This is a genomic window from Hahella sp. HN01, from assembly GCF_018986435.1.
GTDB lineage: Bacteria > Pseudomonadota > Gammaproteobacteria > Pseudomonadales > Oleiphilaceae > Hahella.
Genome location: NZ_JAHMIN010000002.1, coordinates 133386 through 156200 on the forward strand (window position 1 = coordinate 133386; position 22815 = coordinate 156200).

21 protein-coding genes and 1 riboswitch are annotated in these 22815 nt (G+C 54.7%); of the genes, 12 read left to right on the forward strand and 9 right to left on the reverse strand.

The genetic code is table 11. The features are described from left to right. Positions 1 to 258 precede the first annotated feature (258 nt). The 9 genes from KP814_RS02920 to KP814_RS02960 all read left to right on the forward strand — a co-directional run bounded on the left by KP814_RS02920 (position 259) and on the right by KP814_RS02960 (position 9655). Entirely contained in the window at positions 259 to 624 is a 366-nt protein-coding gene (locus KP814_RS02920) for a hypothetical protein (RefSeq protein ID WP_216735347.1), read from the forward strand. A 12-nt stretch (positions 625 to 636) separates the two neighbouring features. Beyond that, the gene (locus KP814_RS02925) at positions 637 to 2463 is read left to right on the forward strand and encodes a DUF4105 domain-containing protein (protein WP_216735348.1); all 1827 of its coding nucleotides are present in this window, start codon (positions 637 to 639) and stop codon (positions 2461 to 2463) included. A gap of 82 nt (positions 2464 to 2545) precedes the next feature. Further along, a riboswitch (TPP riboswitch) is annotated at positions 2546 to 2650 on the forward strand. A gap of 109 nt (positions 2651 to 2759) precedes the next feature. After that, positions 2760 to 4676, forward strand: a complete 1917-nt coding sequence (thiC, locus tag KP814_RS02930) for a phosphomethylpyrimidine synthase ThiC (RefSeq protein ID WP_371824025.1) — start codon at positions 2760 to 2762, stop codon at positions 4674 to 4676. Beyond that, on the forward strand, positions 4666 to 5730 hold the full coding sequence (gene thiO / locus KP814_RS02935; RefSeq protein WP_216735349.1) for a glycine oxidase ThiO: 1065 nt from the start codon (positions 4666 to 4668) through the stop codon (positions 5728 to 5730). Before thiC ends, thiO begins: the two co-directional genes overlap by 11 nt. Then, positions 5720 to 5929: a sulfur carrier protein ThiS gene (thiS, locus tag KP814_RS02940; RefSeq protein WP_216735350.1), complete on the forward strand. Its 210-nt coding sequence runs from the start codon at positions 5720 to 5722 to the stop codon at positions 5927 to 5929. The genes thiO and thiS overlap by 11 nt, the downstream gene beginning before the upstream one ends. Before the next feature lie 47 nt (positions 5930 to 5976). Beyond that, positions 5977 to 6768 carry a thiazole synthase gene (locus KP814_RS02945; RefSeq protein ID WP_216735351.1) on the forward strand — a complete coding sequence of 264 codons (792 nt, stop codon included), beginning with the start codon at positions 5977 to 5979 and terminating at the stop codon, positions 6766 to 6768. 51 nt (positions 6769 to 6819) lie between these two features. Further along, positions 6820 to 8283: a thiamine phosphate synthase gene (thiE, locus tag KP814_RS02950; protein WP_216735352.1), complete on the forward strand. Its 1464-nt coding sequence runs from the start codon at positions 6820 to 6822 to the stop codon at positions 8281 to 8283. Between the two features lie 67 nt (positions 8284 to 8350). Next, positions 8351 to 8758 (forward strand): DUF1330 domain-containing protein, encoded by a 408-nt coding sequence (locus KP814_RS02955; protein WP_216735353.1) that lies wholly within the window; start codon positions 8351 to 8353, stop codon positions 8756 to 8758. 99 nt (positions 8759 to 8857) lie between these two features. After that, entirely contained in the window at positions 8858 to 9655 is a 798-nt protein-coding gene (locus tag KP814_RS02960) for an ABC transporter substrate-binding protein (RefSeq protein ID WP_216735354.1), read from the forward strand. A 40-nt stretch (positions 9656 to 9695) separates the two neighbouring features. Here KP814_RS02960 and KP814_RS02965 read toward each other — a convergent pair whose 3' ends face one another. From KP814_RS02965 to KP814_RS02980, 4 genes are all read right to left on the reverse strand, one after another. After that, the gene (locus KP814_RS02965) at positions 9696 to 11501 is read right to left on the reverse strand and encodes an ABC transporter ATP-binding protein (protein ID WP_216735355.1); all 1806 of its coding nucleotides are present in this window, start codon (positions 11499 to 11501) and stop codon (positions 9696 to 9698) included. A 197-nt stretch (positions 11502 to 11698) separates the two neighbouring features. Further along, positions 11699 to 12373 carry a hypothetical protein gene (locus KP814_RS02970; protein ID WP_216735356.1) on the reverse strand — a complete coding sequence of 225 codons (675 nt, stop codon included), beginning with the start codon at positions 12371 to 12373 and terminating at the stop codon, positions 11699 to 11701. A gap of 162 nt (positions 12374 to 12535) precedes the next feature. After that, a complete protein-coding gene (locus KP814_RS02975) occupies positions 12536 to 13792 on the reverse strand; it encodes an endonuclease/exonuclease/phosphatase family protein (RefSeq protein ID WP_216735357.1) in 1257 nt (418 codons plus the stop codon). Between the two features lie 267 nt (positions 13793 to 14059). Further along, complete coding sequence (locus tag KP814_RS02980; protein ID WP_216735358.1) at positions 14060 to 14482, reverse strand: DUF4399 domain-containing protein; 423 nt, start codon at positions 14480 to 14482, stop codon at positions 14060 to 14062. A gap of 274 nt (positions 14483 to 14756) precedes the next feature. On the opposite strand from KP814_RS02980, the gene KP814_RS02985 reads away from it, so the two are divergent. Then, positions 14757 to 15413, forward strand: coding sequence for a DUF2959 domain-containing protein (locus KP814_RS02985; protein ID WP_216735359.1), 657 nt, complete (start codon positions 14757 to 14759; stop codon positions 15411 to 15413). Positions 15414 to 15538: 125 nt separating this feature from the next. Here KP814_RS02985 and KP814_RS02990 read toward each other — a convergent pair whose 3' ends face one another. After that, the gene (locus KP814_RS02990) at positions 15539 to 15871 is read right to left on the reverse strand and encodes a hypothetical protein (protein ID WP_216735360.1); all 333 of its coding nucleotides are present in this window, start codon (positions 15869 to 15871) and stop codon (positions 15539 to 15541) included. 323 nt (positions 15872 to 16194) lie between these two features. Here KP814_RS02990 and KP814_RS02995 point away from each other — a divergent pair, with 323 nt between their 5' ends. Beyond that, positions 16195 to 16668, forward strand: coding sequence for a thioesterase family protein (locus KP814_RS02995; RefSeq protein ID WP_127967897.1), 474 nt, complete (start codon positions 16195 to 16197; stop codon positions 16666 to 16668). 19 nt (positions 16669 to 16687) lie between these two features. On the opposite strand, the gene KP814_RS03000 is transcribed toward KP814_RS02995, so the two are convergent. The 4 genes from KP814_RS03000 to KP814_RS03015 form a co-directional block, all read right to left on the reverse strand. Further along, positions 16688 to 17104 (reverse strand): CBS domain-containing protein, encoded by a 417-nt coding sequence (locus KP814_RS03000; protein WP_127967898.1) that lies wholly within the window; start codon positions 17102 to 17104, stop codon positions 16688 to 16690. Positions 17105 to 17129: 25 nt separating this feature from the next. Next, entirely contained in the window at positions 17130 to 18572 is a 1443-nt protein-coding gene (locus KP814_RS03005) for a dihydrolipoyl dehydrogenase (protein ID WP_216735361.1), read from the reverse strand. An 82-nt stretch (positions 18573 to 18654) separates the two neighbouring features. Beyond that, a complete protein-coding gene (locus KP814_RS03010; RefSeq protein WP_216735362.1) occupies positions 18655 to 19389 on the reverse strand; it encodes a glutathione peroxidase in 735 nt (244 codons plus the stop codon). Between the two features lie 335 nt (positions 19390 to 19724). Next, the gene (locus KP814_RS03015; protein WP_011394151.1) at positions 19725 to 19997 is read right to left on the reverse strand and encodes an RNA-binding protein; all 273 of its coding nucleotides are present in this window, start codon (positions 19995 to 19997) and stop codon (positions 19725 to 19727) included. Positions 19998 to 20661: 664 nt separating this feature from the next. Here KP814_RS03015 and KP814_RS03020 point away from each other — a divergent pair. Next, a complete protein-coding gene (locus KP814_RS03020) occupies positions 20662 to 22806 on the forward strand; it encodes a ricin-type beta-trefoil lectin domain protein (RefSeq protein ID WP_216735363.1) in 2145 nt (714 codons plus the stop codon). Positions 22807 to 22815 lie beyond the last annotated feature (9 nt).

Below are 22815 nucleotides of genomic sequence, written 5' to 3' on the forward strand. Positions count from 1 at the left end.
GAAAATAAAGCAGGAAAAAGCACAAGAGAATCGGTGTTTTGGTTTAAGGAAAAGCGACTAACCGGAAATGCCGAAAAGCGGGCTTGGTAAGCCTGATTGGCCGATAAAATGCATCTTTAAATCAATGAATTAACTAAACATATACAAAGCTGATGCTTAAAGGTGAGAACTTAACCTATTCCCCAAAAAGCAAGTTATGTATACTGCCCGCCCCTTTTAAATGGGGTTAGGAAAAAGAAAAGTTTTAGAGGAATTAAAATGTTAGTTAAGGCAGTAAAGGCAATCGCTCTTACCTCAATGGTTTTCTCAGCAGGTTGCGCATCTATCCTGAACGAAGACACTCAGAAAGTTAATGTATTGTCCACGAGCGGAGAGAAGTTCTCCGGTACTATCGACGGCGTTCCTTTTGAAGGTCCTGGCGTTGTTGAAGTAAAGCGTGCGAACAGAGACAAAGTCATCGTTGTGGACTCATCTGATTGCGCCAAAGAAACCGTGATGACTAAAAGTGTAGATCCGGTATTTTTCGTGAATGTTCTGTCTGGCGGCGCTTTTGGTTCCACCACTGACTACTCAACTGAGAAAATGTGGAAATACCAAGACTCAATCACTGTTAGCTGTAAATAATTATTTTTCGCGATGAAAAATACTTTTAAGGGAGGCTTAATCGCTTCCCTTTTTTTAGCATCATCTGTATTCGCCGCGTCTGTTAAAGAGGTGGTTGACCTCGCCTTAGAAAAAGAGCTTTATCAGGACCCTGCCTGGAAGTCGCTAATCCACTTTCAAGATGATAATACGAAAGTTCATGATCAATCTTTCATCTTGTCTGGATCAGACTTTAATCCTAAGAACGAGCTTGTACTTACAATAAACTATTTATTGAATAGTTCAGGAGATAGTCAGGCAATATGCCGCTTTCCTGCTCGCTACTATTGGCTTGGCGAGAAACTGTCGATAGATACTGCTAATTTAGAAAATTGTTTTGACCTGAAAGAATATATTAGTCGCGCTCCAATTGATGATATAGATCTGGTCTATTCATCTGAAAATCTGTCGCAGCCATCAAGTATGATGGGACATATATTGCTAAAGATTTCCGGAAAGAATGAAGAAGGGCGCATAGTCGAGCATGGCGTTTCCTTTTTTACTGAAGTGAAAGGCGTTAACGTTCCTAAAATAATGTTTGATAGCCTGGTGGTGGGTAAACCTGGTTATTTTGCGCTGACGCCATACTCTGACAAGCTGGATCAGTATCTCAGGCGTGAACAGAGAAATGTCTGGGAGTATCGCCTGGATTCAACTGAGTTCCAAAGGAAATTAATTCAGTACCACATATGGGAATTAAAGCAGACAAAACTGGATTACTTTTTTCACGACTATAACTGCGCAACGCTAACCAGTTTTATGGTTTCTTTTATTGATCCCAGCGTATTGAACATGGATGGTCTATGGATGACGCCGCTTGATGTAGTGAAGCAGGCGCATCAGGCGGGAATTATTGACCACGTTTCAGTATTGCCGTCAAACCGATGGAAAATTCGCATGCTGGAGGAGAGTCTTCCTCGTAGCGTGGCCGATAGCGTCAAGAAGTCAGTTGAGCATAATGAAATTAATGACCTTCCTGATTCGGATAACCCAGAGCAAGATTTTCTTATGCTTCAGCTTGCTGGTTATTACACTGATTACCTGCATGAAACAGACCTAATTGATGCGCGCTCTTGGCGTAATCTAACGGATAAAGTGGAGCAGAGAAAAGCGAGGCAAGAGGAAGTCTACGAAATAGATATTTCGGAATATAAGAACCCTGTAAAAACGCCAAAGGACAGCCAGTTGTATAGCGGTTTAGCGTTAATCGATGATGAGGCATTCATTAGAGTAGGCTTTTTGCCTGCATCTCATGGCATCGAAGACGATAATCGGCAGTTTTTCAGTGAAAATGAACTGAAGCTCGGGGATCTTTCTTTCCTGGTCTCGCCTGAAGATGGGAAAGTTAAACTGGATAGGTTTCAGTTATATTCAGTCTCATCTCTGATCCCTTGGGATAGCTTCACGGGAGGCCTGTCTGGCCGCCTGGAAGTTGGGCTGGAGCAGCATTATGACGAACATATACGTCGACATAGCGCAGCCAATATCAGCGGAGGTCTCGGAATGACCTTTGCCTTAGACAGAGATATGAGCGTTTACTTCCTTGCGATGGGCGGGTACGGGTTTGGAGATGGAACTTCTTATTTGTACCTCAATCCAGAAGCAGGAATGATCATCAATGAAGTATACGACATGAAATCCATCATCTCTTATCAGACAGTATGGAATCAGCTTGACTCAGGCGAGGCCTACCACTCTTTCAATCTGAAGCAGTCAAAGTTCATTGGCGATGACTATGCAATCATTCTTGACTATGAGCGGCGTTGGAGCAGTTCTTATTCCAGTGATGGCGTAGAAGCCGTATTTAAATATTATTTTTAGTCGATGGAACGACTTCTCTCCCTAACGCGTGTTGGGTCACGTCCACTTGCCATCCACCCGCCACCAAGCCTAAACTAATCGGCACATCTTGTCGGGGTGCCTGGAGTAACAGGCTGAGACCACAACAGTGGGGCCCGTAGAACCTGATCTGGTTAGTACCAGCGTAGGAAACAAGTAGTTCATCAAAAGTTCTTAGCGGCGCTCCATCATTGTGACGCGGGCCCGATTGCAGACCAAGACGTTGATGCCCTCTCTCCTCCCTGGTGCTACCCCATACAACCAACTAGGAGAGTACTGTGGGCGGCACAATCGATATCAATAAAATCAGCAAACTCAGTGAGTCGGCGCAGGTGGATGCGCTGTCCACGCAACCGTTTCCCGCTTCCCAAAAAATCTATGCTGAAGGCAGTCGTCCCGACATCCGGGTGGCGATGCGCGAAATCACGCTGACGCCGACGCCTTTGCAGGATGGCGCTACGGAACAGAACCCACCGCTGCGGGTATATGATACTTCCGGTCCCTACACGGACCCCGCTGTCGAGATCGACGTGCGACGCGGTTTGCCACGCATGCGCGAAGCTTGGATCAATGAGCGCGGCGACACGGAACATCTTCATGGCTCGTCTTCGTTTTACGCCAAAAGCCGGGAGCAAAATCTGTCCCTGGACAATCTGCGTTTCGAACATCGTCACGCTCCCCGTAAGGCGCGCGCCGGAGGCAACGTCAGCCAGCTGCATTACGCCCGTAAAGGCATTATTACGCCGGAGATGGAATACATCGCCATCCGTGAAAATCTGGCTCTGGAGCAGGCGGAAATCGAGAACGCCATGCGCAGCCAGCATCCCGGCATGAACTTTGGCGCCAACACGCCCCGTTACATCACCCCGGAGTTCGTACGTCAGGAAGTGGCGGCGGGACGGGCGGTGATTCCCTGTAACATCAATCACCCGGAAGCGGAGCCGATGATCATCGGCCGCAATTTTCATGTGAAAGTAAACGCCAATATCGGCAATTCTGCTGTGACCTCGTCTATCGAAGAAGAGGTGGAGAAGCTGGTGTGGGCGACCCGTTGGGGCGCGGATACGGTGATGGATTTATCCACGGGTAAAAATATTCACGAAACTCGTGAGTGGATCATCCGCAACAGCCCGGTTCCTATCGGCACAGTGCCGATTTATCAGGCGCTGGAGAAAGTCGACGGCGTCGCTGAAGACCTCAATTGGGAAGTGTTCCGCGACACCCTGATTGAGCAGGCGGAGCAGGGGGTGGATTACTTCACCATTCACGCCGGCGTGCTGTTGCGTTATGTGCCCATGACCGCCAAGCGTCTGACCGGCATCGTCTCGCGCGGCGGCTCCATCATGGCGAAGTGGTGTCTGGCGCATCACAAGGAAAATTTCCTCTACACCCATTTCGAGGAAATCTGCGAGATCATGAAAGCCTATGACGTCAGCTTTTCGCTGGGAGACGGACTGCGTCCCGGCTGTATCGCCGACGCCAATGACGAGGCGCAATTCAGTGAGCTGCGCACATTGGGCGAACTCACCGAGATCGCCTGGAAGCACGACGTGCAGACCATCATTGAAGGCCCCGGCCATGTGCCCATGCACATGATCAAGGAAAACATGGAAGAGCAGCTCAAGCACTGCAAAGAAGCGCCCTTCTACACACTGGGGCCGCTGATCACGGATATTTCTCCGGGTTACGACCACTTCAGCTCCGGCATCGGTGCCGCCATGATCGGCTGGTACGGTTGCGCCATGCTGTGTTACGTGACTCCCAAAGAGCATCTGGGGCTGCCCAACAAGGACGACGTCAAACAAGGGCTGATCGCCTACAAGATCGCCGCCCATGCGGCGGACCTGGCGAAAGGCCACCCGGGGTCGCAGCTGCGGGATAACGCCATGTCCAAGGCGCGTTTCGAATTTCGCTGGGAAGATCAGTTCAATATCGCTCTGGACCCGGACACCGCCCGTGCGTATCACGACGAAACCCTACCCAAAGAAGGTCATAAACTGGCGCACTTCTGCTCCATGTGCGGACCCAAATTCTGCTCCATGAAAATCACTCAGGATGTACGCGATTATTCCGCCAAACTGGAGGCGGAGAAGGCGCAGGCTGAGGGCGCGTCGCAGCAGGAAGCGGAGCAGGGCATGCAGGAGATGTCGCAGAAGTACAAAGACGCGGGGCGGCGTCTGTATCATGAAATCTAAGCTGCGTATCGGCATCGCTGGCGGCGGTCTGCTCGGGCGCTTGTGCGCCTGGCGGCTGGCGCTGATGAACCATGAGGTCACTCTGTTTGACGCTGGAGACTTCGAGCGGCCCGGCGGCGCCTGCTGGACCGCGGCGGGCATGATTTCTCCTCTGAGCGAGCTGGTGTCCGCAGAGCCAGAGGTGTACCACATGGGCATGCGCAGCCTGGATATCTGGCCCCGATGGATCGCCGAGCTGGAGCGTCAGACCGGTATGTCGGCCAGCTATCGTCAGGCGGGCTCGGTGGTGGTGGCGCACCCGCTGGATAAGGCGGAGCTAGCGCAGTTTCAGCGTGACCTCAACGCCAAACTTCCCGCCGACGAAGCCTTGCAATGGCTGGATCGAGAGGGCGTCGCCAGGTTGGAGCCGGGGCTGGCGGATCATTTTGAGCAGGGCCTTTACCTGCCTTCGGAAGCCGACGTAAACAGTCGCCTGTTGCTCAACGCGCTGCTCGCCGCGCTGCGACAAGGCGGCGTTCGCCTGATTTCTAACACGCTGGTGGAGTGCTCCGCCCACCGTATGCATTGGAGCAGCGGCAGCGAGCGTTTTGACTGGGTCATCGACGTACGCGGCCTAGGCGCCAGTCGCAATATGACGGGACTGCGCGGCGTGCGCGGTGAGGTCATGATCATTGAAACCTCCGAAGTTAGACTGAATCGCCCTGTTCGTCTGATGCATCCCCGCTACAAGTTATATGCGGTCCCACGCTTGAACGGTCAGATCATTATCGGCGCCACGGAAATTGAAAGCGCGGATATGTCGCCGATCAGTTTGCAATCCACACTGGAGCTGAGCAGCGCTCTGTATGCGCTGAATCCGGCATTCGCGGAGGCGAGGGTAGTGGAGACCAGCGTCAACTGTCGTCCGGCGTTGCCGGATAACCTGCCCAGGGTGAAGCGAGAGCCGGGACTGATCTGCGCCAACGGTTTGTATCGCCATGGCTATCTGTTGGGGCCGGTGGTGGTCGGGCAGGTGCTGGACCAATTTCACAGCGAGAAACAATATGCCGCCTGAAATCGAAATTACGTTGAATGGCGAACCTACCCAGGTGCGCGACGACGCCCTATCTGAAGTGCTACAGGCATGCGGCTACGCGGGCGTAGGTTTCGCCGTCGCCATCAATGGCGAGTTCGTGCCGCGCTCCGCTTACGCGCAAACCAAAGTGAGCGCAGGGGATCTGGTGGATGTGGTGGCCCCGGTGGCGGGTGGCTGACGCGCCTTGAAACAAGTACAGGTGGCCATCGCCACCGGAGGTAAATCGTGGATAAGCTGTCTCTGTATGGAGAAACTTTTGCGAGTCGTCTGCTGATCGGTTCGGCGTTGTACCCGTCGCCGGCCATCATGCTGGAGGCGGTGCGCGCCAGCGGCGCCGAGATCATTACATTGTCCCTGCGGCGACAGAATCCGGCGCACCAGGACGGCAAAGTCATTTGGGACTACATCCGCTCCAGCGGCTGTAAACTGCTGCCCAATACCGCAGGCTGTAAGTCGGCGAAAGAGGCGGTGACGCTGGCGGAAATGTCCCGGGAAATCTTTCAGACGGACTGGCTGAAACTGGAGGTTATTGGCGACGATTACAGCCTGCAGCCGGACCCTTATGGACTGGTGGACGCCGCGAAAGAATTGAGCAAACGGGGCTTCAAAGTGCTGCCCTACTGCACGGAAGATCTGGTGTTGTGTCGCCGCTTGCTGGATGCAGGCTGTGAGGCGCTGATGCCCTGGGGCGCGCCGATAGGCACCGGTCAGGGATTGCTGAACAAATACAACCTGCGCATGTTGCGGGAACGTTTGCCGGATACCCCGATGATTATCGATGCGGGTCTGGGTGCGCCCTCCCATGCGGCGGAAGCGATGGAGATGGGCTTTGACGCCGTGCTGCTGAACACGGCGGTCGCTAAAGCCCATGACCCAGTTGCTATGGGCGGCGCATTCAAAATGGCGGTGGAAGCTGGCCGCGCCGGCTACAACGCCGGCCTGATGCTGGCGCGGCAGACCGCCAGCCCCAGCACGCCCACCATAGGCATGCCTTTTTGGCGGCGGCAGTCGCAATGAGCCTTCCCTTACGCCACTTTTGCTTGATCGCTTTGAGAGATAACCGCCACTATGACTGACCCGAAGTCGAAAGTATGGATCATCGCCGCTTCAGACAGTGCGGGCGCCTCCGGAGTGCAGGCGGATCTCGCCACCTTACACGGACTGGATGTCCATGGCGGCGCTGCAATCACCGCCGTTACCGCACAAAATTCGCAGGAGGTTGTCAGCATTAATCCGATTTCCGCGTCAGCGTTACGGGACCAGTTGCAGGCCCTGCGTGCGGACGGAGATGCGGCGGCGATTAAGGTGGGGCTGCTGGCCGATGCGGAGCAGGTAGAGGTTCTACAGGAGTTTTTGTGCGACTTCTCCGGGTTGGTGGTGCTTGACCCGGTGTTAAGCAGCACGACAGGCTCCCATTTCGGCCTTGCGGTGGCGGCCTTGAAAACGCTGCTTCCTCATGTCGATGTGGTGACGCCGAATATTCCCGAGGCGGAGCAGTTAGTGGATATGCGCATCAGCGGGCCGCCGGATATGCTGTCCGCCGCTGGTCGGCTGCGTGAGCTGGGCGCTAAAGGCGTCTGGCTCAAAGGCGGTCATTCGGCGCAAGACGGACCCTGTCTGGATTTGGTGTGGCTGTCGGAGCAACCCTGCTGGTTTGCGCAACCGCGCCTGTCTGTGCGTCATAGCCGCGGTACGGGCTGCACGCTCGCCAGCGCGCTGGCGGCTTTTGTCGCCAGAGGAGAAAGCCTGCTGGATGCGGCGGCGCTGGCCAGCGCTTATGTGAGACAGGGGCTGCGTCAGGGATACGCTATCGGCCCTGGACCTGGCCCCATTGCGCGCCTGGGCTGGCCGACACAGATGACGGACTTTCCCAGAATTGTCGATCGCCTGGATTGGCTGGACTATTCCGCTTTTCCCGATTGCGGCGAATCGCCTTTGGGATTGTATCCGGTGGTGGACTCGGTGGAGTGGCTGCGTAAGTTATTGCCGCTAGGGATTGATACCTGTCAGTTGCGCATTAAAAGCGATGACCTGAGGTTGTTGGATACGGCTATCAAGGACGCGGCGGAACTAGGTCGGCAATATAGCTGTCGCCTGTTTATCAACGACCACTGGCGTCTTGCGATCAAACATGGCGCATATGGCGTACACTTGGGCCAGGAGGATATTGCTGACGCTGATCTGGACGCTATCCGCGGTGCCGGTTTGCGCCTGGGCGTGAGTACGCATGGCGACTTCGAGTGGGCCCGCGCGGCGTCGATAAAGCCCAGCTACATCGCCATAGGAGCGATCTTTCCGACGCAAACCAAGGAAGTGCGCATTGTCGGTCTGGAGAAGCTGTCCCGCTGGGTTAGGTTACTCAACCATCACTATCCACTCACCGCCATCGGCGGCATAAATCTTGGTAATATCGAAGCGGTCCTGAGCACCGGCGTCAGCTCTGTAGCGGTAGTGTCCGCGATTACCCAGGCGCAGGATTTTCGTGAAGCCGTGGCGAACCTGAACCGCAAACTTTTGAAAGGAGCGGAATAACGCGGCATTATGCTGACCCAGTGCGACACAGGTCGATGGAAGCCTATGATTTAATGGAGAAAAAACGATGGCCTCGATTAATCCTGACTGGGAAGAACTTGCCGAATTGATAGCCCGGATGCCAGCGGATCAGCCCGTTGTAATGCTGAACCTGCTGAAGTTTCATGAGGTCGCCGCCTATGCGGACGCCTCCGTCCATTGCAGTGGTAGAGAAGCCTACGCCACCTACTCACAAACCGCGCTGCAGAAAGTGCGCGAAGTCGGCGGCGAGTTGCTGTGGATGGGACGGGCCCAGGCGTCTGTGATCGCGCCAGCGGGAGAGACATGGGATGAGGTTCTGTTGGTGCGTTATCCCTCCATCCAGGCATTTCGCCGCATGTTGTCCATGCCTGACTATCAAGCCTGCGTCATTCACCGCACCGCCGCGTTGGCTGACTCCCGTCTGATCGCCACCACGGAGCATGATCCACAATGAAAATGCGGAGGTCGTCGGGAGATAAATTGAACAATTTGTGTTCAGGGTCAATACTAAAAACGCCTGAAATGGAAAATCACAGTATTCGGGATCAATGCAATGACCCTTTCTAGCGGCGAATACAGTCGGAGAACTGGCGTTCTGGGTATACTGCTATGCTTGGCGCTCACCAGTGCGGCGCTCGCTGATTGTGATCGTCCACTATCCGTTGGCTGGGAGTCCTGGCGTCCCTACATGTACAAGAACGAGGAAGGGCGCCTGAGCGGTCTGGACATTGAGCTGATTCAGGCGGTGGCGGATCGAATGGGGTGTCAGCTGGAGTTTTCCGAAATCCCCTTCAAGCGGCATCTGCTGCAATTACGTCAGGGTAAAATTGATCTCGCCACCTCGGTGCAGAAGACGGCGGCGCGTGAAGAATATGCATGGTTCTCAAAGACCTATCGCACCTCCGCCTCCAATCTGATTATCCGCCGCGAAGACGCCGACCGTTACCACTTCAAATCCTTCAAGGAAATGACTCAGAGCCGTTTCAGGCTGGGCGTGACGCGGGGTTATTTCTACGGCGATGACGTCAACAAGTACATCGAGAAAGACGATGGACCGCTACATGTCGAAGACGTGGTGTCTGACGAACTGAACTTGATGAAGCTGCTGGCCAGGCGGGTGGACGGCATCTTCGCCGACCCCATCGTGATCTACAGTCTGGCCAGAGATATCGGCAGGAAAGACGAGATTGCGGTGCACCCTCTGGGTCTGGTTTCCGACACGTTTTACATCATGGGGAGTAAGGCTTCGGTATCGCCGAAAACCATGGAAAACCTGAATCAGGCATTGCAGAGCTTGCAACAGAGCGGCGAATTCGACGCTATCGTTAATCGCTATCTGGAGGGAAGCTAAGGCGTCTCAGCATGGACGCCTTAGCTTTTTGCGGCTTCCCTCAGGAAAACACCGTCTCCACTTCTGCTTCGCCGCCGGTCTGCACTTGCCATTGCGACCAGTACATACCCTTGCGCTCCAGCAACTGGCGATGGCCGCCTTGCTCCACCACCTTGCCGTGATCGACCACTACGATATTGTCCGCGTGGACAATCGTTGAAAGACGGTGAGCGATCATCACCACCGTGCGGCCATGGGCGATGTGTTTCAGCGAGCGCTGAATCGCCGCTTCGGTCTCGTTATCAACGGCGCTGGTGGCCTCATCAAGCACCAGAATCGGTGGATCTTTCAACAGCGCGCGCGCCAAAGACAAGCGCTGGCGTTGGCCGCCGGACAGTTTGACGCCGCGTTCGCCGACAGGCGTATCCAGACCTTCAGGCAGACGCGCGATGAACTCCCAGGCTTCCGCCGTTTTGGCTGCGGAGATGATCTCCTCTTCGCTGGCGGTAGGACGGCCATAGGCGATGTTGTCGCGAATGCTGCCTTCGAACAGGAACACATCCTGACTGACCAGGCCAATGGCGCCGCGAAGCTCCTTGAGAGGCAGCTGTTCGATAGGCACGCCGTCCACCAGAATCGAGCCCTGCTTGGGTCTGTAAAAGCGCAGCAACAATTTGATCAGCGTTGACTTGCCGGACCCGGTGGCGCCGACCAACGCCAGGGTGGCCCCGGCTTTGACCTGCAAGTTGACGTTTTCCACGCCGCCCGCGCCAGCGGAGTATTCGAAGCTGACATTCTGGAAGTCCACTTCGCCGCGCACAGGCTGCGGCAAGGAGCGCGAACCTTCATCGCGTACGTCGATGGGGGTTTCAATCACGCCCAGGATGCGTCGGGTGCTGGCCATGGCGCGTTCAAACAGATCCACGGTTTGCGCCAGATTGGTCAACGGCCACAGCAGACGCTGGGTCAGAAACACCAGCACGCCATAAGCACCGGCGTTGAGTTCACCGGAAAGGGCCTGCATACCGCCCACGGTGAAGGTGGCGAGAAAGCCCGCCAGAATCGCCATCCGAATAACCGGAATGAAAGCGGAGCTGACTGCGATCGCCTTGCGGTTGGCCTGAACATAGGCGTCGCTGGCTTCGCGCAGGCGTTCGGATTCCTGCGCTTCCGCGGTAAAACTCTTGATCGTGGCGATGCCGCCAATGTTATTAGCCAGACGGGACGCCAGCCCGCCCACTTTTTCACGCACGTCCGCGTACAGAGGATTGGCCCGTTTCAGGAAGAAGAAGGCGCCCCAGATAATGATAGGAATCGGGGTAAAGGCCAGCATGGCGATAAAGGGAGATATCGCCAGGAAGACGCCGCCGACGGCCACTACCGTGACGAAAACCTGAATCAGGTTATTGGCGCCGCCATCGAGGAAGCGCTCCAACTGGTTGACGTCGTCATTGATGATGGAGACGAGCTGCCCGGAGCTGCGCGACTCGAAGAACGCCATATCCAGACGCTGGACATGGTCATAGGCGTCCTGTCTGAGATCCGCCTGCAATACCTGACCCAGGTTACGCCACATGATCAAGTGGAGGTATTCGAAAATGGACTCGCCGGCCCAAATGAAAAACGTCAAAACCCCTAACGCAAGAATTTGCTGCTGTGGGGTGTTGAATCCCATCGCGGCGACGAAACTCTGCTCTTTGTTCACCACGACGTCGATGGCGATACCGATGAGGATTTCTGGAGCGATGTCGAAGAGCTTGTTGATGATTGAACACGAACCGGCGGCGATGATGCGTCGCCGGTAGCCACGAGCGTAGCGCAGCAGGCTCAGCAGCGCCTGAAAGCTGGACTGGGATTGCGAGGCCATAGGATTCCTTGTGTACAGACTGGAAGGGACGCGCCGCGCGCGGCGCGACAGACTCATCAGCCTATCCTGTGCCGGCGTAAATGCAAGTGGTAATTATTCTAATGAAGACAAGAAGATGGCGCTTAACGCCGGAGGGCATATTCAGGACGAAAAAAAACCGGAGACCATGCTCCGGTTTTCGTACGCCGCGGTAGGGATCAGGCTTTGTTGGTTGCGCTTTTGCGGTTCAGTAAGAAGGCGCAGAAAGCAATCGCCAGCAGCGCTGGTACGCCGGGTTCGCTGACCGGTACGGACTCAGTTTCCAGCTTCAGTTTGATGTTGCCGCCGTTATAGCCCTTGTTGGAGTAGCCGAACAGGAAGTCAATGCCGTCATTGGCGGTGATCAGGCTACCGCCCAGAGCGAACAGGTCGTTGGCTGCGTTCAATGCAGTCAGCGCAGCGCCGTTCAGTACGATGTCGATGTAGCTGTAGTTGCTGCTCCAGGATACGCGGGTAGCGCCGAACAACTCACCGGAACCCAGGTCATTGTATGCGTTAACGCCGCCAAAGCCGGACAGCAAGGTGCTGATATCGGTGTTCACGTCAAACAGGGCGAACCACTCGGAATAATCGTTGGATTCGTAACCGTTGCATGGGTTGAAAATGCTCAAAGTGGCGGACACGATGGAGCCTTCCACTTCGCTCATGTCAAAGGCGAAGAAGTTGTTGTGCTTCTTGTCCGTGTAATAGTTGGTGTTGCTTGGCGAATGATAACCGTTGGACTTATACCAGCCGGAGTCATAAGCGTTTAAAACAACAGGCGTCGCCTGAGCGGCGCTGCTCAGGAAAGCGGTCAGCAGAAGCGAACAGATTGCGGCGTACAACTTTGACATGCGTTACCTTTACAAAAGCAGTTAGAAAGTCACGTTATAAAACTGGCGGCAATTGTACGCGTTAGTTATTTAAATGTAGGTTAAACAATGTCAAACGCAGTTACTGAGTGTAACTGCGCTTTTAAGAAGAAAATCAGAGAGAAATCAGGAGAGGGCGCCTGCTCAGCGCAGACGGATATCCACCCAGACCAGGCGGTGATCGGAGCTGACGGCGCCGCCTTCGCCAACCAGACGATACAGCTCATCGTCAGTACTGGGCCAGAATACGCCGGAGTTGACGATCGTCAGGTCGGTGGAGGGCAATACATAGTCCGTGCGCAGGTTGCCCGGATTGGCGTCGGTAAAGTCTCCGGTGTCCTGCGCGCGGTTGCCGATCTGCAGGGCGTTGGCCTCTCCCTGCCTGAACGCGGCGTCCGCCGAGCCCGCGCTTAGAGGCGTATGTTTAACATTCACCCGTGGGTGCTCCAGCAATTGCGCCATGGGATTCTGGGTGGCGTCGCCGTCAAACGGGTCTGCGTTTTCGTCGCCCATGATCACAAAGCTTTCCCTATCGCTCAGCCCGCCGCGTCGACCTTCGTCATCCACAATGTAACGGCTGATGCGACGACCGGAAATGTAGTCCGCCCAAAAACGGATTTCATCATGATTGCGGGTTCCGTTGCGGTCTTCCGGACCATCGAAAACAGGAGGCGTGGGGTGGCTGACCAGCGCGTGAATACGACGTCCACGAATATTGATCGGCGCGTCCCAATGACTCTTGGAAGACAAGCGCACCACTTCCAGCTCCTCGGGACTGAACCAGTCCGCAGGCGCGTCTGTGTCGGGATTGTCCGGCAGCAAGGCGTTGGGCATGTCCCGCCAGAGAAAATGCTGAAACGTGCGTGCCCGTTGCTCCTGAATGGGGTATTTGGATAACAGCAACATCCCGTACTGGCCTTCGAAGACGCCAAAGCCGAAAGCGTCGTTGGCCAGCTCGAATCCAGACTCGCCGACGACGCCGTCGTTATTGAGGTCAAAACCGGACGCCACGCCGGTGTTGGATGGCGCAGAGTAAACGTAAGGGTAGATTGCCGGCGCAGCGCCATTCTGGCTGATCGACAGGTAATTCTGCTGGAACAGACGAGCGGCTTCTCCCGCGGCGTCGTAGTCAAATTCATTGATCAGCAGCACGTCCGGCTGAGTGCGCTGAATAATCTCCGCCACCGCCTGTATCTGGGCGTTGTCGCCGCTGTTCAGATCTGCGATGAGCTCTCCCGGCGCGGAACGGTTCAACGAAGCATTGAACGTGGCGAATCTCACTGTTTCCGTGGCGTGACGGTCACGCCAATGAGATTCAGCGGAAGCCAGGAAGGGATGAGCCGCCAGTGCGCCGCCCAATAAAAAGCGGGCTGCTGTCCCAAGCAGTTTGGACGCATTCATGATAATCCTCTTTATGCAGCAATATTTGACATGTACGAAATGTGAACGGCGCGTCGCACTCTGGTCTTGCCAGATGAGAGCGGGGTTGGAATCGAGCCGTTGCGGGAAGACAACCAATGTCAAAGAGCCGCCGGGCCTGCTTACAGCTCGAATGGCAGGCCGGCGTTCGTTTCTAAGGGGCGTCGTCTCCAGTTATAGAGACGCATTATTAAGAAAAGATGATAGCCGCAGGGCTACCGCTTCATTTTCTAAATAACGGTTACGCCCTTACTTTACGGTGATGGTGACTTTGTCAGACACCACAGGATGCGCGTGGGGCTGGTGCAAATGATCGCCCAGGATCAATTGCAGGGTGTGCTGTCCAGGCGGCAGTTCCAGTGTGGTTTCAGTCTGGCCGCCGCCAAAGTGTTTGACGTCCGCGCCCAGGGGCATATTCATGTCCGGCATCTTTTCGCCGTCGATGAGCAGGTGATGATGTCCGGTGTTTTCGCGCTCAACGCCAGCCGGCGCCACGCCCATGCCTTCCAGACCGAAGCGCACCACGAATTTGCTGGATACGGTTTCGCCGTCGGTTGGCGAGATAATATAGGCTTTGGCGTTTTCAGGGTTGGCGGTTTTGGGAAGGCCTGCGGCCATTGCAACGCTGCTGAGGCCAAGCAAGGATACGGAAAGTAAATGACGAATTTTCACGGATTATCTCCATTATGTATGGTTGAGGTTGTTGCAGAAACTGTCGCCGGCCTGGTTATGGTTATAAATGCGTGGCCGATCTTCTTTGTGTCGCGCGTTAACGCGCGGGCTTTACTCCGAAGCGACATAATATCGTTTTCCCCGTCAGGGTGGGTATAAATAGTTTAGGCCGCAGAGCGCGGGCTTCCGCGGTAGGCGGCTGATTTGCAGCGCCAGAGGTCAGGGCCTACAATCCCCGGGCGCACTGTTATGAAATCAGGATAAGGAACTTGCCATGTCTTCTCTGTTAGTCCGTCTACCACTGCTGATCTGTCTGTTGCTGGGACTGTCCGCGTGTCAGAGCGCCTATTACAGCGCCATGGAAAAAGTGGGCGTGCATAAGCGCGACATTATGGTGGATCGCGTCGGCGCGGCCCGTGACGCTCAGGAGGAGGCCAAAGAGGAGTTCAAGTCGGCGCTGGATCGTTTCCAAAGCATGTTCGGCAAAAAGGATTCCACGTTGCAGAAGCAATATGATCAGCTCAGCGCGGCGTTTGAAGACAGCGAAGACGCGGCGGAAGAGGTGAGCAAACGCATCGATGCCGTGGAGGACGTATCCGAAGCCTTGTTCGAGGAATGGGAAGAGGAGCTGGAGCTTTACACCAGTCCCAAGCTGAAACAGGACAGCGCCGCCAAACTGGCCGCCACCAAGAAGAAATATCAGCGCCTCATCACCGCCATGCGGGCGGCGGAAAACCGCATGCAGCCGGTGCTTAACGCACTGCGTGATCAGGTGTTGTATCTCAAGCACAATCTTAACGCGTCTGCGATCGATGGCTTGAAAGGGGAGCTGCGCTCAGTCGAGAGCAATGTGTCCAGGCTGGTTGCGGATATGGAGAAATCCATCGCCGAAGCGGAGTCTTTTATCGCGACCTTGGGCGACAAGGGCTGATATCAGGATCAGGCGGTTGGAAGCGACGAGGTGAGGGAACGGATGGGATTTCGCTCTGCCGGGCCAGCTGCAAGCATGCGCTGAAGGGACAATTCCTATTGTCACCCGGCGGACGGAGATAAGGCTCACGCGGTGGCGCGCCCCGGCAAGACTTTCAAATGAGCTTCCTGACTGGCCTCTATGCGGCCGCGAATGGATTCACCGTGAAAATTCGCAGGCAGGTGCGCGGCGGGGTGATTGTCGCGCCCTTCCAGCTCCACCCGGCTGACAGAGGTACCCGTCATTTTCAACAAAGTGTGCGCCATATCCTTGGTCGTGCTGACATCGGAGAGTTTGGCGAATTCGACGACGTTCTGCAGAACATCGGGATCAGTGAGACGCAAGGTTCCCAGGTTCTCTTCTTTGAAACGGCGACGCAGGGTCTTCAGAATATTAAACATTTCGTTGGTGTATAACATTGCCCGCTCCTTGTATCGGGCGGCTCAGCGCCCGCAGTTGAGTTCTTTACTGTCCCGGACTCCCTTAGCCGCCGGGAGCGTTCCTGCAAATAAACTCGGGTTGATGTCATCCCAGGATTGCAAAAGATCCTGAGTCACTATGCAGTGTAGACAGCGGCAAGTCCCTATTTCCGTTGTGTTTTTGCTTCAAAAATCTGAAAAACGTAATCTTGTTGGATGAGTTCACATAAATCCGGTTTGCGTTAATCTAAAAGGGCTGCTACCGGTTCCCCATAGCCGGCGGCGACAGCCTGTAAACCAACAAGAAACGGAAAAAACGTGAAATGACCTATGTCGATGCAATCAGTTGGGACATGCTTAACCCCTTCATCATGCCCATCAAAGTCCTTGAGCCGCACACAGACCGGCTGGGACACACCAACAACACGACTTACCTCAATTGGATGGAGGAAGTCAGCTGGCGCCATATCGACCCGCTCGGAATGAGTTGGGCCGCCCATGAGAAATTGGGTAAAGCCATGGCGATCACCCGTACGGAAGTGGATTACCTTGCCGCTTCCCATGCCGACGATGAGTTGTATATCGGCACCTGGATTACGGCGTGCGACGGACGCATACAGTCCAGCCGTCACTTTCAGATATTTCGCCCTGCGGACGGCAAAACCATTGTCCGCGCCAACAGCTATTACGCCTGCATAGATATGAAGAGTGGCAAGCCGACGCGAATGCCGAAAGAATTCGTCGAAGCGCACCGCAAAGCCATGGAAGCCCATGGCCTTGCGCCAGCGTCGGGTTGAGCGATGACGCAGGGATGCGTCAGGAGTGTTGACTGCACTGTAACTGCTTTTGCTTGAGCGCCATCAGTACGTGAGTGCGGCTGATGACCCCGACCAGCTTGCCATCGTCCACCACCGGATAGACTTTGGGACGATGGTCGTCCATGTAGTTAGCCAGGTCGACGATGCTCGCCTCGGGGTCCACCGTCACGGTGGCCTTGTGCATGACCTCGCCCACAGTGGCGGGGGCGTCGCAATGGTAGCTGCTTAGCAGTAGTTTCTTGATGCAGTCCTTCTCGGATATGAAGCCGATCACATGTTTGTGTTCATTCACCACCGGCGCGCCGGATATCCCTTTTTTCAGAAGGATGTCCACCGCCTCAATAATGGAGGCGTCGGCGGCGACGAACGCGGGCTGCGTGTCCATAAAGTCGCTGATTTTGATATCTGCGTTCATAGCTTTCCTCCTGTTAGTGATTTGCTTAGGCGCCGGGTCCGCAATCAAGACAACGCTCGATGACGTCAGGCCCCAAATGGAGTTTGCTGTTCAGATCGCGTAGCGCCGTGCGCACGCCTTCTTCTATCACCGGGTGGTAAAAGGGCATCTCCAGAATCTGACTGACCGTCAGGCGCTGCTGCACGCACCAGCTGAGCAGGTGGGCGATATGCTCCGCTGCGGGGCCAAACATTTCCGCCCCCAGAAACAGGCCCGTGCCTTGTTCGCCGTACACTTTCAGCAGGCCGAGGTTTTTACCCATCACCCGACTGCGTCCTTGATCTTCGAAAGACACTACACCTTCAGCATAGCAACTGCGACAGCGTTCTTTCACCTGATTGATATTCAGCCCCAAAGACGCGATCTGTGGATCGCTGAACACCACGCCAATGGGCGTCCGTCGTTTGCCGGCGCGAATATCAGGATAGCGGCCGGCGTTGTCACCAGCGATGCGGCCTTCATCAGCGGCCTCATGCAATAGAGGCAGATCATTGTTGGCGTCGCCGGCGATGAAGATGGCGCTGTCGCCGCACTGCATGGTGTAACGATCAAACACCGGCATGCCTCTGGCGTCCATTTGCAACTCCGCCTTTTCAATGTCCACATTGTCGACGTTGGGACGGCGTCCGGTCGCGGCGAGCACATATTCGAACGTTTCCGTGATCTCTCCCTGTTCCTTATCCAGGAAGGTGATCGCCACGCCCTGGTCGGTGCGCTTCACGCTGCTGACTTTGGCGTCGGGGTCCAGAGGAAACTCATGGTTAAATACTTTCTCCGCGTAGTCGCGAATCTCCGGGTCCTGAATCGGTCCAATGGCCCCGCCGACGCCAAACATGCGCACTCGTACACCAAGGCGACTTAAAGCCTGACCCAATTCGAGGCCAATGACGCCGGGGCCGAACACCGCGACGCTGGAGGGCAGATCGCGCCATTCAAACAGATCGTCATTGATAATCAGACGGTCGCCTGCGTTTTTCAAAAAGGGCGGCACATTGGGGCGTGACCCGGTGGCGATGACGATGCGCTGCGCCTCAACGATAAGGTCGTCATCCACCTGTAATCGATGTGGTGAAATAAATTTAGCTTTACCGCGAACCTTATGTTCGGCGGGAAATCCTTCCACGGAATCGACGACGAATCCGGCGAAACGGTCTCGCTCATTGCGCACTCGCTCCATGACTTTGCGGCCGTCGATATGAGGGTTGTTGGAAGCAACGCCGAACAGATCAGAATGACGATGGTGATGGGCGGCTTCCGCTGCGGCGATTAACAGCTTGCTGGGCATGCATCCGACGCGGGCGCAAGTGGTGCCGTAGGGTCCGCTTTCAATCAATAGCACATTTTGCGTGTGCTCGCGCGCGGCGCGGTATGCGCCCAAGCCTGCAGTGCCGGCTCCAATAATTGCTACGTCCACTTTGCGTGTTTGCACTGGGTTATCTCCCCTGCTTGCTGTATTCCTGGTTAGTCGGTCCGGTCTGGTTATACGCCGGACCGACGTTGGCTTGCGTGCGTTACACGCCGAAGTGGGCTTCCAGATCATCAGCGCCGCCGATGCGCTGTCCGTCAATGTAAATCTGCGGCGTGGTGCCTTGGCCCGTCACAGCCTGCAGTGTGCTGTAGCTAAGACCGTTTGCGCCCAGAACGATGTTCTCAAAGCTGATGCCGCGATCGTTCAACAGCTGGTGGGCGCGGGCGCAGTGTGGGCACCCTGGCTTGCTGAATACGGTGACCCGGCTGGGTAGCACCGCTTCTTTATTAATGTAGTTGAGCATGGTGTCGCCGTCGCTTACCTTGAAAGGGTCGCCCGGCAGTTCAGGCTCGATGAACATTTTCTCAATCACGCCGTCCCGCACCAGCATGCTGTAACGCCAGGAACGTTTGCCGAAGCCCAACTCGCTTTTTTCCACCAACATGCCCATGCCTTCGGAAAACTCACCGTTGCCGTCCGCGAGGAAGAAAATATTTTCTGCTTTCTGGTCCGCCTTCCAGGAGTTCATGACGAAAGTATCGTTAACGGACAAACAGATAATCGCGTCGATGCCGTTTTGTTTGAACACGGGCGCCAGCTCGTTGTAGCGCGGCAAATGCGTGCTTGAGCAAGTGGGGGTGAAGGCGCCCGGCAGTGCGAATACGATAACGTTTTTGCCTTTGAACAGATCGTCGGTGGTCACCTGAACCCATTTTTCTCCTTCACGCAGATTGAAAGTAACGCTGGGTACGGTTTGTCCTTCTCTACTCTGTAACATTTATTGATCCTCTATATTTCGTTTTTCATTCACTTGAGCTGGTAGCTAAGTGCTTAATCTTTAAGACGAGGAGCAGTGTCGCAGAGATGGGCGATTGAATAAATTTATAAAAAAATATCAATTCAATTACTAATTGCTATCGAAAGGGGCGCATTGATAGATAGGCGCTAACGGGCTTTAAGAGAGAGCAGAGTTGAGAGGGTTAAGCTAAGCGACGAGGAGATTAGAAAGAGAGAAAAGTGGGGGAGGGGAATTCAAAAGCCTAAAAAACAAAACGGGCGCCGAAGCGCCCGCCTTGTCAGTCTGCCGAAACTGCGCAGACCGCAGTAAACTGCTTAGTAACGTGGTCTGCGAGCTGGACGCTCTTCACGTGGCTTAGCTTGGTTTACTTTGATATTGCGGCCTTTCAACGCTGTGTCGTTCAGACCCTTGATAGCGGCGTCCGCTTCAGAGTTGTTCGACATCTCGACAAACGCGAAACCTTTGGACTGGCCGGTATTACGGTCAATGATCAGGTTAGCGCTGGTAACTTCTCCAAAAGAGGAAAAAGCTTCTCTCAATTCTTCTTCAGTGACGCCGTAGGCCAGATTTCCAACGTAAATATTCATATCGATCTCGTGTGATTTATGCGTTTTCCACAAATAAAGTGACACCGCAAGCAAACGCACAAATTCGCGGAGTCGCCATTAGCTGATTAAGCCAACAGAAAGCAGTCTAGCAGTAATCTTTAAGGTTGTATGCATTTTATTCAGGTTTTTATTAAAAAAGTTTGATGTGTCAATTAATTATATGATTTTAAACAAAAAAACTAAAAATTAGAGCCCGATTTTCAACCCTAAAAACAGCCTTTTAAACAAAAAAAGGGCCGCTTGGAGCGACCCGGAAAATAACTCCAACTGGAGTTTTAGCATTCGTTGCTTCCGCAAAACGCAAGCGGCGGATTAATTAGCGTCGCTTGCAGGAAATTCAAGGGCGGCCATTGTCGCAACATATAAATAGCATCTTTTTTATCCAGATCAATTTTTCAGCGATTCAGTCTGAAAATGGTACGTTATGGATAACTCGTCACGACAGGCCAACCGGGGAGCATTAAGACGGAGTTATGTTAAGGAATGATGACGCGGGGGACAGCGTTGGCCCCCGGAAACAGGCCGTATTTGTTAGCCCGAGGCTTAAGAGACTAGGCCCTATTGTCGTTTCGCGAGGTTGTTTCTTCACCTAAAATTAAGGTTTTTTCATACTTGCCAAATACTTAATTCCGGGATGACCGCGATGACCACGCTCAGAAGGACGCTTACGCTAACTCTGCTTACAACCCTGCTCGCCGCCTGTAGCGATGGACCTAAGGTGTCGCAGGACGCCAAGGTGATCGAAGACGCTGGCGCGTTGCGACCAGAAACGGTGGGCTCCTCTGAGATGGTGTTTGAGTCGGAGAAGGCTGTTGCGGACGTGAAGCCCGGTTCGGTGATTGTGTCCGGCGCTTCGGACAATGCGCCTTATGGTTTCTTAAAGCGGGTCAAGAGCAAGTCTGAAGTCGATGGCTCCACGGTCTTGTCGGTGGAAGACGCGCAGCTGACTGATGTCGTGGAAGAGGCTGACGTTTCACTGAGCGGCGCCTTGAATCCCAGCGCGTCTCCAAGGCCGCGTTTGGCCGCCAAGGGACTGGATTTATCCGCGCGGGGCATCACCGTATATGCTCCTGGAGAATCGGCGGACCTGCCTGACGCCTGTGCGGACAAAGATTTCCGCATCGCTTTCGAGGCCACCGAGGCGGCGCCTTATGTCACCGTCACAGGGTGTGTGGGTTTCAGTAGCAACTTCATTTTTGATCTGGAAATTGAGCACTTCCAGGCGACGCGTGCGGAGTTCGTCGTAGACAGCAAAATCGGTAGCGCTTTGGCGTTGAAATCTGATGTCGAGCTGGCCAGCATTAATCAGAAGACTGAATTGGCGCGTTTTGATGTGGACCCGATCAATTTCCAGATTGGGCCAATACCGGTGGTGATTGTACCGGAAATCGTGCTGGTCATGGGTGTGGACGGTAAAGTCGACGTCAACGTGGACATCAGCGCCAGCCACGAGTTAAGCGCTCAGGTGGGCTTGCTGTACGCAGATAATCGCTGGTCTACCGTCAACGAGAGCCAACAGAAATTCGATATGCCTTTGCCTCAGGGCGATGGCTCCGCCAATGCGCGCGTGTACGCCGGTCCAGAAATGGAGTTCATGTTCTACGGCGTCGCTGGTCCTGGTGCCAATATTTACGTCTTTTCCCGCATGAATGCTGATGTAGACGCCATCAATCCCGCCAAATCCAACTATGAGTTGTGGGCGGGCGCTCAGGCCGGGGCTTCCTTCCGGGTGGAAGTGTTCGATAAGACGTTGTTCAAGATTCACGAATCCAACCTGATTGGCTATGAAGGCTTGATTGCTTCCTCGGAGTATGACGGTCTGGCGCCGCCGAGCGCAGGCCGAGTGATTGGCGTCATTGGCGACGCCATGCAAGGCAAGCTGGTCAGCGGAGACGACATCCTGCGCGATAACCTTTCTGGAGAGCTGGTGGACTTGCTGAAAGGTCTCGCTGCTAACGAAGATGATTCCGATGGCGGCTACACGGTAGCGGAAGCCAACGCACGCCCCCGCTGGCGCGAATTGAAAATCGCCGGCCGTTGTTTGCAACCTGATTATGTCGGTCATCTCGCGATGATTCGTCCGGTTGCCTGCAATGGCGGCGATAAGCAGAAATGGTGGTGGGACACTAATGGCGCAGTGCATCCCAAAGCCAACGCCAAGTTATGTATGGATGGCCTTGGCGTTACGCCAGGCGTCAATCTGGCGCTTTGGGGATGTCATGGAGGCGACAACCAGGAGTGGATTTTTGAAGATGGCCGTATGCGCAACAAGCGCAGTGACTCCCTGTTTGTCACCTATGAGAAAGATATCTTCAATTGGCTTGATTACGCCCAGCTGAAAAGCCTGAAAGAAAACACGGAGAAACAGTTCGCTCAGTGGGGGCAGGAAGAACGCGTCAACGGCGTCGCCGCTTCCCATTTCCGTCCGTTAAAAAGTGCGCGCAGCGGACTGTGTCTGGGTGTGCAAGCAGGGAGTGCATCTCCTGAGTTGCAGGCATGTGGAGACGCCTCGCAACAGCTCTGGTTCTACGATAGTGTGGCTCGAACGTTGTACAACGCGGCGGGAGACTGTCTAAGCCACCATAGCGAGAACTACAACGGCGCGACCTTATTCGTGGAGACTTGTTCTACGTCCGCGAATCAGACATTTGATTTCGCTGACGGCGCTATCAAAACGACGTCGGACGCGGCGATTGTCGTCGACGCATATGGCTCGGAGGATGGCGCTATGGTTGGTCAGTGGATGTTTCACGGCGGCGCCAATCAGCTTTGGCTGTGGGGCGAGTGAGTCTTTGTC

Bases quoted from the DNA above. Each gene is read 5' to 3' on its own strand.
- KP814_RS03020 (WP_216735363.1), top strand. From the start codon at position 20,662: ATGACCACGCTCAGAAGGACGCTTACGCTAACTCTGCTTACAACCCTG.
- KP814_RS02965 (WP_216735355.1), bottom strand. From the start codon at position 11,501: ATGGCCTCGCAATCCCAGTCCAGCTTTCAGGCGCTGCTGAGCCTGCTG.
- KP814_RS02955 (WP_216735353.1), top strand. From the start codon at position 8,351: ATGGCCTCGATTAATCCTGACTGGGAAGAACTTGCCGAATTGATAGCC.
- KP814_RS03015 (WP_011394151.1), bottom strand. From the start codon at position 19,997: ATGAATATTTACGTTGGAAATCTGGCCTACGGCGTCACTGAAGAAGAA.
- KP814_RS03010 (WP_216735362.1), bottom strand. From the start codon at position 19,389: ATGTTACAGAGTAGAGAAGGACAAACCGTACCCAGCGTTACTTTCAAT.
- KP814_RS02995 (WP_127967897.1), top strand. From the start codon at position 16,195: ATGACCTATGTCGATGCAATCAGTTGGGACATGCTTAACCCCTTCATC.
- thiS (WP_216735350.1), top strand. From the start codon at position 5,720: ATGCCGCCTGAAATCGAAATTACGTTGAATGGCGAACCTACCCAGGTG.
- KP814_RS02925 (WP_216735348.1), top strand. From the start codon at position 637: ATGAAAAATACTTTTAAGGGAGGCTTAATCGCTTCCCTTTTTTTAGCA.
- KP814_RS02960 (WP_216735354.1), top strand. From the start codon at position 8,858: ATGACCCTTTCTAGCGGCGAATACAGTCGGAGAACTGGCGTTCTGGGT.
- KP814_RS02920 (WP_216735347.1), top strand. From the start codon at position 259: ATGTTAGTTAAGGCAGTAAAGGCAATCGCTCTTACCTCAATGGTTTTC.
- KP814_RS02975 (WP_216735357.1), bottom strand. From the start codon at position 13,792: ATGAATGCGTCCAAACTGCTTGGGACAGCAGCCCGCTTTTTATTGGGC.
- KP814_RS03000 (WP_127967898.1), bottom strand. From the start codon at position 17,104: ATGAACGCAGATATCAAAATCAGCGACTTTATGGACACGCAGCCCGCG.
- KP814_RS02970 (WP_216735356.1), bottom strand. From the start codon at position 12,373: ATGTCAAAGTTGTACGCCGCAATCTGTTCGCTTCTGCTGACCGCTTTC.
- KP814_RS02990 (WP_216735360.1), bottom strand. From the start codon at position 15,871: ATGTTATACACCAACGAAATGTTTAATATTCTGAAGACCCTGCGTCGC.
- thiO (WP_216735349.1), top strand. From the start codon at position 4,666: ATGAAATCTAAGCTGCGTATCGGCATCGCTGGCGGCGGTCTGCTCGGG.
- thiE (WP_216735352.1), top strand. From the start codon at position 6,820: ATGACTGACCCGAAGTCGAAAGTATGGATCATCGCCGCTTCAGACAGT.
- KP814_RS02985 (WP_216735359.1), top strand. From the start codon at position 14,757: ATGTCTTCTCTGTTAGTCCGTCTACCACTGCTGATCTGTCTGTTGCTG.